The sequence below is a fragment of the Peribacillus sp. NPDC097675 genome, assembly GCF_050277655.1.
Classification (GTDB): Bacteria; Bacillota; Bacilli; order Bacillales; family DSM-1321; genus Peribacillus.
The window spans coordinates 64,540-79,102 of sequence record NZ_JBNNSK010000003.1; the positions used below are offsets into that span (position 1 = coordinate 64,540).

The 14,563-nt window shown below is 40.6% G+C and carries 10 protein-coding genes; 8 read left to right on the top strand and 2 right to left on the bottom strand.

Annotated features, from left to right (window positions below; translation table 11 throughout):
- Window positions 1-197: 197 nt before the first annotated feature.
- The 3 genes from ACQKL5_RS05730 to ACQKL5_RS05740 all read left to right on the top strand — a co-directional run bounded on the left by ACQKL5_RS05730 (window position 198) and on the right by ACQKL5_RS05740 (window position 3,599).
- Window positions 198-1,790 carry a long-chain-fatty-acid--CoA ligase gene (locus tag ACQKL5_RS05730; RefSeq protein ID WP_427607104.1) on the top strand — a complete coding sequence of 531 codons (1,593 nt, stop codon included), beginning with the start codon at window positions 198-200 and terminating at the stop codon, window positions 1,788-1,790.
- Between the two features lies 1 nt (window position 1,791).
- Window positions 1,792-3,156 (top strand): DUF418 domain-containing protein, encoded by a 1,365-nt coding sequence (locus tag ACQKL5_RS05735; RefSeq protein WP_427607106.1) that lies wholly within the window; start codon window positions 1,792-1,794, stop codon window positions 3,154-3,156.
- 98 nt (window positions 3,157-3,254) lie between these two features.
- Complete coding sequence (locus tag ACQKL5_RS05740; protein WP_427607108.1) at window positions 3,255-3,599, top strand: YisL family protein; 345 nt, start codon at window positions 3,255-3,257, stop codon at window positions 3,597-3,599.
- Window positions 3,600-3,665: 66 nt separating this feature from the next.
- Here the strand turns inward: ACQKL5_RS05740 and ACQKL5_RS05745 are convergent, their stop codons facing one another.
- On the bottom strand, window positions 3,666-4,232 hold the full coding sequence (locus ACQKL5_RS05745; RefSeq protein WP_427607109.1) for a DUF2777 domain-containing protein: 567 nt from the start codon (window positions 4,230-4,232) through the stop codon (window positions 3,666-3,668).
- Window positions 4,233-4,538: 306 nt separating this feature from the next.
- Here ACQKL5_RS05745 and asnB point away from each other — a divergent pair, with 306 nt between their 5' ends.
- Complete coding sequence (gene asnB / locus ACQKL5_RS05750) at window positions 4,539-6,386, top strand: asparagine synthase (glutamine-hydrolyzing) (protein WP_427607111.1); 1,848 nt, start codon at window positions 4,539-4,541, stop codon at window positions 6,384-6,386.
- 43 nt (window positions 6,387-6,429) lie between these two features.
- On the opposite strand, the gene ACQKL5_RS05755 is transcribed toward asnB, so the two are convergent.
- Window positions 6,430-8,181 (bottom strand): alpha-glycosidase, encoded by a 1,752-nt coding sequence (locus ACQKL5_RS05755; RefSeq protein WP_427607113.1) that lies wholly within the window; start codon window positions 8,179-8,181, stop codon window positions 6,430-6,432.
- A 369-nt stretch (window positions 8,182-8,550) separates the two neighbouring features.
- On the opposite strand from ACQKL5_RS05755, the gene ACQKL5_RS05760 reads away from it, so the two are divergent.
- From ACQKL5_RS05760 to ACQKL5_RS05775, 4 genes are all read left to right on the top strand, one after another.
- A complete protein-coding gene (locus tag ACQKL5_RS05760; protein WP_427607115.1) occupies window positions 8,551-9,801 on the top strand; it encodes a sugar ABC transporter substrate-binding protein in 1,251 nt (416 codons plus the stop codon).
- A 137-nt stretch (window positions 9,802-9,938) separates the two neighbouring features.
- Window positions 9,939-11,456 (top strand): alpha-amylase family glycosyl hydrolase, encoded by a 1,518-nt coding sequence (locus ACQKL5_RS05765; RefSeq protein ID WP_427607116.1) that lies wholly within the window; start codon window positions 9,939-9,941, stop codon window positions 11,454-11,456.
- An 85-nt stretch (window positions 11,457-11,541) separates the two neighbouring features.
- On the top strand, window positions 11,542-13,191 hold the full coding sequence (locus ACQKL5_RS05770; RefSeq protein ID WP_427607118.1) for an alpha-glucosidase: 1,650 nt from the start codon (window positions 11,542-11,544) through the stop codon (window positions 13,189-13,191).
- A 318-nt stretch (window positions 13,192-13,509) separates the two neighbouring features.
- Complete coding sequence (locus ACQKL5_RS05775; RefSeq protein WP_427607120.1) at window positions 13,510-14,553, top strand: LacI family DNA-binding transcriptional regulator; 1,044 nt, start codon at window positions 13,510-13,512, stop codon at window positions 14,551-14,553.
- The last annotated feature ends 10 nt before the right edge of the window (window positions 14,554-14,563 follow it).

Consider the following 14,563-nt stretch of genomic DNA (forward strand, 5'->3'; position numbering starts at 1 on the left):
TTATCCAAAACTACAGGCAGTAGGCTATTCTGAATGGATGCTTCCCTGTATTGTATGTTTTTCCTTTATCAATGTGATTCAATTGCCTAGCATGGCCTACCGGGAAACCTTTACTTCAAAATATAGTAAAAAAATATTAAATATGGTAATATGATGATTAATTCTAAATTTTCAAACAATTGAAAGAGGGGGATTAGATGAATGTGCCTTTAGTGTTATCCCATTTTTTGGACCGAGCAGCATCACTTTATGCTGACAAGAAAGCGATAATTGGGGACGATAAGGTCTTGACTTACCGGGAACTGAATGAAAGGGTGAATCAGCTTTCGAATGGATTGAGAGACCTTGGAATTACAAAGGGAGATAAGGTGGCATATCTGGCACCGAATTCGATCGAAATGCTTGAAGGTTTTTACGGAGCGTTCCAGATTGGAGCCGTGATGGTGCCTTTGAATATTAGGCTGACTCCTACAGATTATGTCTTCATTTTAAATCATAGCGAGTCAAAGGTCCTGTTTGTAGATCAAGATTTATATCATCTAATCTCATCTGTTAAGGATCAGTTGGTATCAGTGGAACATATCATCGTGCACTATAAAGAAGACGATACAAATGAAATCGATTACAATGTCTGGTTAGGACGATTTGAGAAAGCTAGCTTCGATAGGGAGGATGTGGATGAAAATGATGTAGCGAGCCTCCTTTATACCAGTGGAACGACCGGTAATCCTAAAGGGGTCATGCTGACTCATCGCAATAACTATCTGCATGCGCTTAGTGCCATGCATCATTTCAGGGTCAATGACCATGATACATATTTGCATGTACTGCCGATGTTTCACGTCAATGGCTGGGGTGCCCCATTTTATTATACGGCCAATGGCGCAACCCAAGTCTGCTTAAGAAAATCAACACCAGAGTCCATATTCAAGGCGATTGAAAAGTATAAAGTTTCCATCATGCATATGGCACCAACCGTCCTGAATTCCTTGTTTCAATATTACGAACAGAATGTACCGACGATTGATCAGGACATTCGGATTGTGGTGGCTGGCTCGGCACCACCGCCTGCCTTTGTAACAAGGGTGGAAAAAGAGCTGGGTTGGGAATTCATTCAAATTTATGGCATGACGGAATCTACTCCAATAAGTTTAATTTCGGTGCCCCGTTCAGAATTCGATGACCTACCAGAGAAAGAAAAATACAAAATGAAGGCGAAAGCTGGTTATCCCTGCATAGGCAGTGAGGTTAAAGTCGTTCACGACAATGGCGAGGAAGTCGCTCGTGACGGAGTCGATATCGGAGAAATCATTGTTCGTAGTCATGGTGTCATGTTGGGCTATTGGAAGAATGAAGAGGCGACCATGCAAACGCTTAAGAATGGCTGGCTACATACCGGTGATATGGCTACGATGGATAGGAATGGGAATATTGATATCGTCGATCGCAAGAAAGATATTATAATAAGCGGTGGAGAAAACATCTCGTCCATTGAAGTGGAAGGGATCTTATACGAGCATGAGGGTATCTTAGAAGCGGCAGTCATAGCCGTCCCACATGAAAAGTGGGGAGAAACGCCACATGCCTTTATCGTCCTAAAATCAGGTATAGAATTGACCGAGGCAGATATAATGAGGTTTACTAGAGAAAAATTGGCTCATTTCAAAGCAGTTACCAGTGTCACATTTGTTAAGGAATTGCCAAAAACAGCTTCAGGTAAAATCCAGAAAATTCATCTTCGCAATGATTATTGGGAAGCGAAAGGAAAAACAGGTAGATTTGTTAACTGATATGTGGGAACGCCGCTTGAATAAGAGCGGCGTTTTTTCTAGTGCCTCCGAGGGTATGGGTGATATCATATCTTTAATGAAAGAATGGACTACCAATTCAAATGCTGTATGCAATACAACAATCATGAATGAAGAAGGTGAAGGTATGAAAGATGCGTTAGCCCCCTTACAGGAAAGCAAACGGATAATCAGCATTGATATATTAAGAGGTATGGCTATTCTAGGGATTTTCTTGGTGAATATGGCTTCTTTTCACTCGCCAATCTTGTATATAAATGGTGTTTCTTATTGGGATGAGAGCTGGGACCGGATTTTATACATATTTAGCGATATTTTTGCCCAAGCGAGTTTTTACCCATTGTTTGCATTTTTGTTTGGATTCGGGGCTGTTATATTAGCTGTACGGAGTGAAGATAGGGGCGTATCGTTTCCTTTTCTATTCATAAAGCGGCTTTGTTTCCTATTGGTAATAGGGTGCCTCCATGCATTTTTTATCTGGCATGGAGACATCCTTGTTAATTACGCACTGTTTGGGTTGGCCTTTCTTCTTTTCTATAAATGGCAGGGGAAATATCTAATGTGGCTCGGTTCGTTCTTATATATAGTTCCTTTTGCGGTTTTCGGAGCCTTTTTTCTCATCATGAGCTTTATCGATGGTGGATCGATGGAAATTGAAAATGACGGTCCAATGATTAAAGAGTCACTAGAGTTCTATTCTGGTGGGACTTTTACAGAAGTAACGGGTCAAAGAGTGGAAGATTGGTATATGGTGAATAATCCAACGAATGCGATTTTCCTTTTCCTCTCCATATTTCCTTACTTTTTAATCGGAGCTGGCGTAGCAAAGCAAGGATGGCTTCAGAACGTTTCTCGATATAAACGGTCCTTAACGATGGTGGCACTCATTAGCTTTCTAGCGGGTCTGGCTATCAAGCTCCTGCCGTATCTAACGGTCTACGATTATGGAACGACGTTCGTACAGGATTATTTCGGGGGACCATTGCTGACGATGTTTTATATAAGCAGCATTGCACTATTGTTGGAAAAGGCATGGGCTTATAAAATGTTTTATCCCCTATCCTTCGTGGGAAGGATGTCGATGAGTAATTACTTATTTCAATCGATAGTTTGTTCTTTTATTTTTTACTCATATGGTTTTGGGTTTTACGGGAAAGTTACATATACTGAAGGGTTTCTCCTGATGATGGTTGTCTTTTCTATACAGCTCTTACTAAGCTATTGGTGGATGAAGCGTTTCCGCTTCGGCCCAGTGGAATATATATGGAGATTTATTACATATGGTAAGAAACCCGTTATGAAACGGGTGGGGGTGATTCCACAAGGGGAAAAGAAAGATCGTTCATAAAATGGACATCTATTACATCCGTTACAGAAACCTTACTTTTGTATATAGGTAAAAGCCTATGATATGATGAAATGGATATTGATTGAGGGGGCAAAAAAATGGGAACTCACTTACACATAACGACCTGGGTTATCGGAATCATTCTTTTCTTTGTAACGTATTCCATGCTTAAAAATGGAAGCCCGAAAGCCAAGATGATGCACATGATTACACGTCTATTCTATCTTTTGATTTTCATCACAGGTGGAATGCTAATTACTGACTTTGGTGCATATGCCGTGAAAATGATTGTGGGAATCATCGTGATTGCCGCAATGGAAATGGTGTTAGTTCGTAGGAAAAAAGGAAAAGCCGTAAGTGCGATGTGGGCATTATTCATCGTTGCTTTGATCGTCGTCCTTTATCTAGGACTATCCCTTCCACAAGGTTTTGATTGGTTTTAATCGAATTGGAAAAGGACAAATGGGTTCATCCCATTTGTCCTTTTTTGTGCACACTTTTTAAAAAAATCAGTGGGAATTCACTTTTTCTATAATGATTCGCTTGCCTGTATTAAGAGTGAACTCAAAGCGGTCATGGTCCTTTTTTCCGTATGAAAAATGGTGCTGGACCAGACAGATTTGGGACTCGTTATCAAATGTAAAGAAATTCACGCCGGACTGATTGGTCAGTTCCCTTAAAAAAGTAAGTTGATTGTAGCTATAAATACAATCATATATGGAAAAATCCAGCGAATTCAAAGTCGTTACAAATTGGAAAAAGGAATCATCGTTCAATTCTTCTAACAATCGTTCAAAAGAATATAATAGTTTTTTTTGAATTCTGATGGGTTCATTGTCTCTTAGAAAGGTAAAATCACGATGGAGGTGGATTTTACCCTCTGCTTCTAAAAATCCCTGCTGCCATCGGCCACCCCTGTATACTTCGATGATGCTATGAAGGTGATCTTCAATAGATGACGCCTCATCGGTTTCATCATCAAAAAAGATCCATTGTTGATTGATATTTTCCACAGTTCCTTCGGTAAATGCTCGTGTTTGCCTGTTCATTAACTTCGTTCGATGTTGCTGACTCATGCTTATACCTCCAATAGGGGAATCCTCACCTACTTTTTAGTCAAAATCCAGTGAAAATATAACGGTATATTTTAAAATGTTATGGACAAATAACCAACTTTCCATCTTTGCATAGGCTATGTTAAACACGGGATGCCCTGCTCGACATTTCATTACCATCATCAAGTCGAGGAGCAGAGGCCTCCACGGATTAGTGCAAATTAGAATACTTTGATTAGAGGCCAGAACGTAATGTTATGGATACCTAATACTTAAATGGCAGACGGCTATATTATTTGATCGTCCAGATGGAAAGGGTGAAGTGTGATGTGTGGAATTACAGGTTGGGTGCATTTTCAAAAGGATTTACGGACGGAAACCAAAACAGTCGAACAGATGACAAAAACATTGGCAAAGAGGGGTCCAGATGAGGAGAATGTATGGAGTGAATCCCACGTTGCCTTTGGCCATAAAAGATTAACGGTTGTCGATGCAGAGGGCGGAAAACAGCCGATGACAAAGGAATGCGAAAAAGGAAGATATACCCTTTGTTATAACGGCGAATTATATAACACCGAAGACATTCGAAAACAACTATTATTAAAAGGATATTCCTTTAAAGGCCATTCTGATACAGAAGTTTTACTAACTTCATATATAGAGTGGAAGGAAAAGTGTGTCGATTTGTTTAATGGAATTTTTGCCTTTGCGATTTGGGATGAAAGTGAACAGAAGTTATTCATTGGAAGAGACCGTATGGGGGTTAAACCGTTCTTTTATGCGGAGAGGAATGGAGGATTCATTTTTGGATCAGAACTAAAGGCGATACTTGCACATCCGGACGTTAAAACAGAGATTGACAGGGAAGGATTGGCCCAAGTATTTGGAGTGGGGCCTTCTCGGACACCTGGTTCTGGTGTTTTCCATGATGTGAAGGAACTGAGACCTGCCCATGCACTTACATTATCAAGAAAAGGTCTGCGAATATGGAGATACTGGAATGTTCAGAGTGAAGAGCATCGGGACTCGCTGGATGAGACGTCTGACAAAGTTCGCTATCTGTTAAAAGATTCAGTGACTAGGCAACTCGTTTCTGATGTTCCGCTATGTAGTTTTTTGTCAGGGGGAGTCGATTCGAGTGCGATTACAGCTATCGCAGCGAATGAGTACCTGAAAGATGGTAAAGGAAGGTTGCATACGTATTCCATAGATTATGAGGATAATGAAAGGTATTTTAAGGCGAATGAATTCCAGCCTAACTCTGACGGACCCTGGATTAAGAAGATGTCGGATACTTTCAATACGGTACATCATTCTTCAATCATTACTCAGGAGCAGCTAACCGATTATTTAAAAGAAGCTGTCCATGTCCGAGACCTACCGGGTATGGCAGATGTTGATTCCTCATTACTATGGTTCTGTAAAGAAATAAAGCAAGATTTCGTGGTTGGCTTATCAGGAGAGTGTGCGGATGAAATTTTTGGGGGGTACCCATGGTTTCATCGTTCAGAGGATTTAAACCGTCCTGGCTTTCCCTGGATGAGGTCGACCGGTGAGAGGGAATCTCTACTGAAAGAGGGTTGGCGGGATAAATTGGGGTTGGAAGAATATGCGAAAGAAGCGTATTTGACGACGGTTCGAGAAACGCCTAAGCTCGAGGGGGAAAAAGGGGAGGACGCTAAGCGCAGGGAGCTTTTCTATGTCAATTTATTATGGTTCATGACCACACTCCTTGATCGGAAAGACCGGATGAGCATGGGGGCCAGTCTTGAAGTGCGAGTTCCCTTTGCTGATCACCGTCTAGTTGAATATGCTTGGAACATTCCTTGGGATATGAAGATGACGGGTAACCGTGAGAAGGGAATATTACGTAAAGCGTTAGAAGGGATGTTGCCCGATGAGGTATTATACCGTAAAAAAAGTCCCTACCCTAAGACCCATAACCCAGTCTATACGGATAGAGTGCAAACATGGCTAAAAGATATCTTGACTGACAAAAGCTCCGTCCTGCATGAGTTCTTCGATCAGCAGAAAATGACTGATATTGTCGAGTCAAAAGGAGCCGCTTTTAAGGTACCTTGGTTCGGTCAATTGATGACAGGTCCCCAGTTACTCGCTCATTTGGCCCAGATAGATGTATGGTTCAAGCAATATGATATCCAAATCATTGATTGAAAAAAAGGGGCAGCGTATCGTACGCGTGCCCCTTTTCCATGCTTCAATGATCAAATGCAAGTATTCTATATTGATAGCCACCTAGTTCAACGTGGTCCTCCATCGTTACTTCCTTCGATCTTAAATCGACAATGGAATGTGCTTTAACATCAAAAGGAAGGCTATAAGACTGTGGACTGACTGTCGGATTAAGCAGGATTATAACCGAGCGTGTCTCACTGAACTTTCGATAAGCGACGATATTTTTGTTATCAGATGTATCAAGGAACTCGAAGTGTCCATCATTTGCAAGCAATCCTTCTTCTTTTCGTAAAGCGATCAATTCTTTAATTTCATTAAAAAGTTCTCGGTTCTGTTTTTCTTCTTCCCATACCATGCATTTGCGACAACCTGGATCCTGGTCTCCTGTTAAGCCTATTTCATCTCCATAATAGATACAGGGACTGCCATTGAAAGTCAGCAAAATGGCGTGTATGAGCTTGGCTCTTTCCACGTCTTCTCCGCAGTCGGTAAAGATACGTGGTGTATCGTGGCTTCCGAGAAGGTTGAATGTAACATCAAATACATTTGTAGGATAACTGTGATAGATGGCTGTCATTTCTTCGATGAACTGCCGAGCATTAATTGTTTGCGAGGCGACAAGACGGAATACGTTATTGGTAAATGGATAATTCATGACGGCATCGAATTGGTCGCCCCTCAGCCATGGCATGGAATCATGCCAAATTTCCCCGAGAATGTACAGGTCAGGCTTAATGGCTTTCACCGTTTTCCGGAAATCACGCCAGAATGGTGAATCGACTTCATTGGCTACATCAAGTCTCCAGCCATCAATGTCGAACTCGGTGATCCAATAGGAAGCAGTTTCCAGGAGATAGTCTTTGACGTCAGGATTGGCCGTATTCAATTTTGGCATCGACTCAAAGAAACCGAATGTTTCATAATTTGGCCATTGGCCCCCTTTTAAAGGAAAGCCATGGGGATGGAACCAATCTTTATATTTCGAGTCCTCGCCTTTTTCAAGAAGGTCTTGAAACGGTGGGAAATAATATCCACTATGGTTGAAGACAGCATCAAGCATGACACGGATATTTCGTTTATGGCATTCTGTTACCAGCACTTTCAAATTCTCTTTAGTACCGAATTGGGGATCGATTTCCATATAATCGATTGTGTCATATTTATGGTTGGAATGAGCGTGGAAAATGGGAGTTAAATAGAGTCCGCTTATGCCAAGGTCCTCTAAGTGATCCAGATGTTCGATAATCCCTTCGAAGTCCCCGCCAAAGAAATTATCCACTTTTGGTTCTTCGCTGCCCCAAGGTTTCGCACCTTCCGGATCGTTATCGGGGTTTCCGTTCGCGAACCTTTCCGGGAATATTTGGTACCAAACAGTATCCTTTACCCATTCAGGTGCACGGAATACTTCATTCGAATGAAGATATGGGACGGCGAAATAACAGCCTGTATCATCCGGAGCCTCCTCGAAAAAGCCTTTCTCCGTGTAAATGAGTTCGTCTTCTTCCGATTGAAGCTTAAATCCATATCTAATTCTCCGGTAAGGTGGCTTAACGTAAATCTGCCAATAATCATAATAGCTATCACTTCCGGAAAGGTCCATAGGCGCTTGATCATACTGCCAATGGCCATCATCAAGTAAATTGGGGTCCCCGAAGATAAGTCCGGCAGATGCAATATCTTGTTTCTTTGTACGAAGGCGGATATGAAGAGTTTCGGCATCGATGCTGTAAGCGAAATTGTCAGTGGGCCGGTGCTGGATGGACGAACGTTCCATAGAAAATCACTCCATTTCTAATGAGGATTAATTTTTGGAAACAGGAAGATTTATGCCTGCTAATGGGAGGAAACAATATGTACATGTAACAAGATTGAGTATTTCAAGATTCTCATCTAGAGTATATACCCATTTTCTTGAAAAAAAGCACCTGATAACTAAAATTATCACAAATAGGATGCTTCTTTTCAAGAAAATAAATAGATATAGGAAAATGTTGTAAAACATAAGTCTACTCATATAATGGTAACAATAGCGATTGATATCGCATTCGTGTACGCGACCTACGTTCTATAATTTTACCATTGGCGTAAACAAATGGATGCTTTGGGACATGATAGAATCAAACATTCTAAAAGGAGAATAAAAGTGAAGAAGTTGATGAATTACTTATTAATGTCCCTATTTCTAATCGCTACCGGAAGTGGTTGTGAATCCAGTACAGATAACGAAACTAAAATAGTGAAGGAAAGTAAGAAGCGTGAACAAGAAACCACGAATGAAGAAAAACCGGAGAAATTGATTGTTTGGGAGGAAGAGAAAAAAGGGGATGCTTTAAAACCCATCCTTAAAGGATTCGAAAAAGAATATGGCATAAGGGTGGAATACAAAGAGGTAGAGGTAAACGATGGAATGTATACACAATTACGAAGGAAAGGACCAATTGGGAAATCCCCGGATATCGTGACCCTTTCCTATGAAAAGGTGGGTCAGTTAGTAGAGGAGGGGCTGATTCAGGAGTTAAAGGTGGATGAAGAAGTGGTAGCCCCATTTTTAGAAACTGCGGTTTCCGCGGAAACTTATCAAGGAAAGCTATTCGGACTACCAAGGTCAGCAATCACTTCTATTTTGGTGTATAACAAGAAAATGATGCCTAAGGCCCCGAACACAATGAATGCGTTGTATAAAAAAGCAAAAACACTTCGACAAGGAAATGAATATGGATTCGCGGCTGACTGGAACGATTTCCATGAGGCATATGGAACGGTAATTGGGATGGGCGGGTATGTATTCAAACGGGATGGGAAGCCAGTAAATCCTATGGATATTGGATTAAATAATGAAGGTGCACGAAAGGGTGCGAACTATATTCAGAAGTGGTATAAAGCTAACATCATTCCAGAGGGTGACAAGGAGGATCTCGAAAGAATGTTTAGGGAGGGGAAGGTAGCCTCCATCATGAGTTCAAATACTGAACTAATGGATGGGAAGGATATCGGTATCACCCCGATGCCAAAATTGTCGAATGGGTCCCCAATGAAAACAATCTTGGAAATGAAAGGGTGGCATCTTACTGCTTTCACCCAATATCCTTATTGGTCCACAAAATTAGTGGAATATTTATCAAATGAGAAGAATGCGTTGCTGCGCTTTGAAAAAACCGGGGAGCTCGCCCCTATGAAAACAATCAGTGATCAAGAGGCGATCAAAGATAGTGAAAGAGCACAAGCCATTACCATACAATTACAATACGCAGAACCAGTACCGAATATTCCAGAAATGAGTAAAGTGTGGGGGCCGATGGATTCTGCCATGCAACAAATCACTGCTTTGGAAGGCAAACCGGAAGCAGCCCTGGATGAAGCAGTAAAGAAGATAAAGAAAAGTTATGATGATTGAATATCACAGCTTGAGTGATATCAACCACTCTCCAATATGTCTCATATGTGTAAATTTTTTATAATATGGATTTGACGTTAGGGGGGACAAACGGATAATCTTAAAGGCGTAAAGAGATAGCTAGGAGGAGAGCGGATATGAAAAAAAGGGTGTTATCACTCGCTTTAATTCCGTTGCTTCTTTTTTACGCCATTCCTGTAGGAGCAGCTGAAAAAGAACAACGAACATGGAAGGATGAAATCGCATACTCAGTAATGATAGACAGATTTTTTGATGGAAATCCTAAAAATAATGGGGATGCTGATGTATTGAATCCTTCGGCCTTTAATGGTGGAGATTTCGAAGGAGTTACGAATAAGTTAAATTACCTAAAAGATATGGGGTATACCGCTATCATCTTATCACCTATTTTTGCTAATGAAGATAATGGGTACCATGGGGACTGGGTGAAGGATTTTTATAAGACAGATGAACACTATGGTACGAAAAAAGAATTCAAAAAGCTAGTTAATGAGGCTCATAGTCGCGATATGAAGGTGATCCTCGATTTTCAGGTCAATAATGTAGGGCCGAATCATTCCTGGCTGAACGATCCAGATAAAGAAGACTGGTTTCATGATAAAAAGGATATTTCCTCGGATAGCAGTCAACGGAATATAGAAAGCGGCTGGGTCAATGGCCTTCCAGATTTAAACCAAGATAATCAGGAAACACGGGAATATTTATTAGATGTTGCAAAATGGTGGATTGCAGAAACAAATATTGATGGGTACCGGCTCAATCAAGTTCAACACGTTCCAAAGGGTTTTTGGAAAGAATTCGTTGAAACAGTCAAATCTGAAAAATCAAATTTCTATACGATTGGCGACGTTCAAGGCGATGCTGATTTGATTGCAAGTTATGAAGAAACAGGAATCGATGCATTCATGGATTATCCATTAAATACAGAACTGCGGAAAGCGTTTGCTGCACCAAATCAAGACCTGGCTCCTGTATTGGATGCAGTTAAAGATACTAGCTTACCGAATGCTCTGTTCATGGATACCCAGAATATGCCCCGTTTTACCAAGGATGCTGCCGACCATAACGAAAACCCTGGAGCAAGATGGAAGATGGCTTTATCATATATTTATACGGCACCAGGCGTTCCAATTGTCATGTATGGTTCAGAAATTGCTCTTAATGGTGATAAAGCACCCACTAATCATCAATTGATGAATTTTAAAACCGAACAGGAGTTAGTGGAATATATCACGAAACTTTCTGATCTTCGGGAGATGTACCCTGCATTATCTAAAGGAGATATGAAGGTCTTGTACCAAAAGGGTGGTACGGCGGTCTTTAAACGTGTATATGGCAATGAAACGATGGTTGTTGTCATGAATAACACAACAAAAACGCAAACGATAAAACTTGCTGAAAAGGATCTTGAAGAGAATAAAGAGTTGAGAGGCATGCTTAATGGAGACTTGGTGCGTAGTAAGGACAACAGCTACTCAATTGTAATCGACAGGGAATCAGCGGAGGTTTATACACTTGCCTCTAAGTCGACAATCAATACTCCTTACTTGATTATTATCGGGTTGGTCCTTTTCATTTTTGCTATTTTTATTGCTATGATCATGAAACGTGCAAAAAGAAATCGATTAAAGTAATCATCTATCTCTCGATTTTTGGCAGCTGCAAAACAATGACCCTAAGGCTTTGTGGAATACAGAATCCAATCCGGGGGGTTACATCATGAAAAAGATCTGGTGGAAAGAGGCTGTTTGCTATCAAGTTTACCCACGCAGTTTCATGGATAGTAACGGTGATGGAGTAGGAGATTTAAGGGGATTGATATCCAAGCTGGATTACTTGCAGGAACTTGGCATTGATGTGATTTGGATTTGTCCGTTCTACAAGTCCCCCAACGCAGATAATGGATATGACATTAGTGATTATCAAGCAGTTTCCGAGGAATACGGTACCATGAATGACTTGGAATATTTGTTGGAAGACGTACATCGACGCGGCATGAAGGTGATTCTTGACTTGGTGATCAATCATACGAGTGATGAACATCCTTGGTTCGTCGAGTCACGTTCTTCCAAGGAAAACCCAAAACGAGATTGGTATATTTGGAGAGATGGTAAGGATGGCAGGGAACCGAACAACTGGGAAAGTATTTTTTCAGGGAGCGCATGGAAATTCGATGAATGGTCGAATCAATTCTACTTACATTTATTTGCCGAAAAACAACCCGATTTAAATTGGAAAAATAGCGAAGTTCGAACGGCGTTATACAGCATGGTGACCTGGTGGTTAGACAAAGGCATTGATGGCTTCCGGATCGACGCCATTACACATATCCATAAGCGCGAAGGTTTGCCGGATATGCCTAATCCTTATTGGCATCAATATGTCCCGGCGTTTGAAATGCATACGAATCAGGAAGGAATATTAAATTACCTCCAGGAGCTTAAGGAAGAAACCTTTGGGAAGTATGATATTATGACCGTTGGTGAGGCCAATGGTGTCCGAATTGAACAAGCGGACGATTGGGTTGGGGAAGAAAATGGAAAGTTCGATATGATTTTTCAATTCGACCATTTGGGTTTATGGAATCGGGGACATGATCATCATGTAGACGTTTATGAGTTGAAAAGGACCATGACAAAATGGCAAAAGGGACTTCATAATAAAGGGTGGAATGCATTATTTTTTGAGAACCATGACCAACCGAGAAGCGTATCTACATGGGGGAATGATCAGCAATATTGGTTGGAGAGTGCAAAAATGATTGGTGCTCTGTACTTTTTTATGCAAGGGACACCGTTTATTTATCAAGGGCAGGAAATCGGCATGACAAACGTCCAATTCGATTCCATCGATGATTATGATGATGTAGGCATGAAGAATTTTTATCATATTGAAACTTCGAAGGGTCGTTCACATGATGAAATCATGCAAATTATTTGGCAAAATGGTCGTGACAATTCCCGCACACCCATGCAATGGAATGATACGGAACACGGTGGATTTACGGATGGAACGCCGTGGATGAAAGTGAACTCCAATTATCGTGCGATAAATGTTGAAGAGCAATTGAAAAATCCTGATTCTATTTACCACTTTTATAAGAAGATGATTAATCTTCGGAAGAAACATCAAGTATTAGTATATGGGGAATATGATTTATTATGGGAGAATCATTCTGACCTTTATATTTATACAAGAAGAATGAATAGTGAATCAGTGAAGGTAATCTGCAACTTTAGTTCGAATCATCACTGTATCGATGCATCCGCTTGGGGGGAAATGGAACTATTATTAGCGAATTATGAGGGTATTGAAGACCATACCAAACTGAATTTACGACCCTATGAAGTGAGGATATATTATCAATAGGGAAAGATGAAATCGTTGCTGGCACTGAAGTCGTTAGTCGTCTGACTTCTATTTGCTATTTCAAACATAAAATTTCAATCAAGGAGCTGATATAAATCAGTTCCTTTTTTTATTCCAAAAGTGGTGAGGAGGATAAAAGTTACTATTTTCTTAAAAAATGAGAAAATTTGAAAAAAGTAATGGATATAGTTATTGGGTTGAGTGTATTATAGATACATATAATTGTATATTTATTTAATATATTGGAAAAGTATTATTGGGTTGTATGTATTTGGCTCGAAAAAAGTCATTCATACTATGAGAGGAGACAGGTCATTCATGGCAATTACGATAAAAGATGTAGCTCAACTGGCGAATGTAGCACCTTCAACAGTTTCGCGGGTGATTGCAAATAATCCTCGAATTAGCGAGAAAACCAAAGTGCGCGTGCGTAAAGCGATGGAAAAATTGGGATACCACCCGAATTTCATTGCGCGTAGTCTGGCTAACCAATCCACCAAAATCATAGGTTTGGTTTTACCGTGTTCGTCAAACGTTATTTATCAAAACCCTTTTTTTTCGGCAATCCTTCAAGGGCTTAGCGAAGGAGCTCAGGAAAATCAATATTCTCTGTTACTGAGCACAGGAAAAACGGAGGATGAAATTTACGAAGGAATCGTAAAGATGGTCCAAGGAGGGATGGTTGATGGCATCATCCTAATGTATTCAAGGATGAATGACCACATTCTAACCTATTTACGAGCGAGGGATTTTCCATTTGTCATGATTGGAAAGCCCTATGAGTTTACGGAGGAAATATCATATGTGGATAATGATAATATCCTGGCGGCAGAGCAGGCGACAGATTATCTCCTTCAATTAGGGCATGAAAGAATTGGCTTTATTGGTGGTGACAAAAAATTAGTGATGACGCTCGATCGTTTATCTGGATATGAAAATGCTTTAAAAAGGGCAGGCATTGTTCCTAGAAGCGAATATACGCTTTATGGGGAATTTTTACATAATGGAGGACGGGCAGCGGCAAATAGTTTGCTATCAAGTGAAGAACCCCCAAGCGCAATGATTGTAAGTGATGATTTTATGGCGCTTGGAATTGTCCACTCACTAAGAGAGATGGGCATACGTACTCCTGAAGAAATATCTATCGTAAGCTTTAATAACGGTCTTTTCTCAGAATTTTCCTTGCCTGCTCTTACTTCAGTCGATATTAATATTTTCGATCTTGGATACCAGGCAACCAAATCAATTATCCAAAAGTTACAGAAGGGGGAAGAGCCGGGAAGAATTATCATTCCGCATTATTTCGTGGAAAGGAGTTCCTGCCGACCTTTAAAACAAGAATCGTGGGTCATGAATTATTAAGGGGAACGGA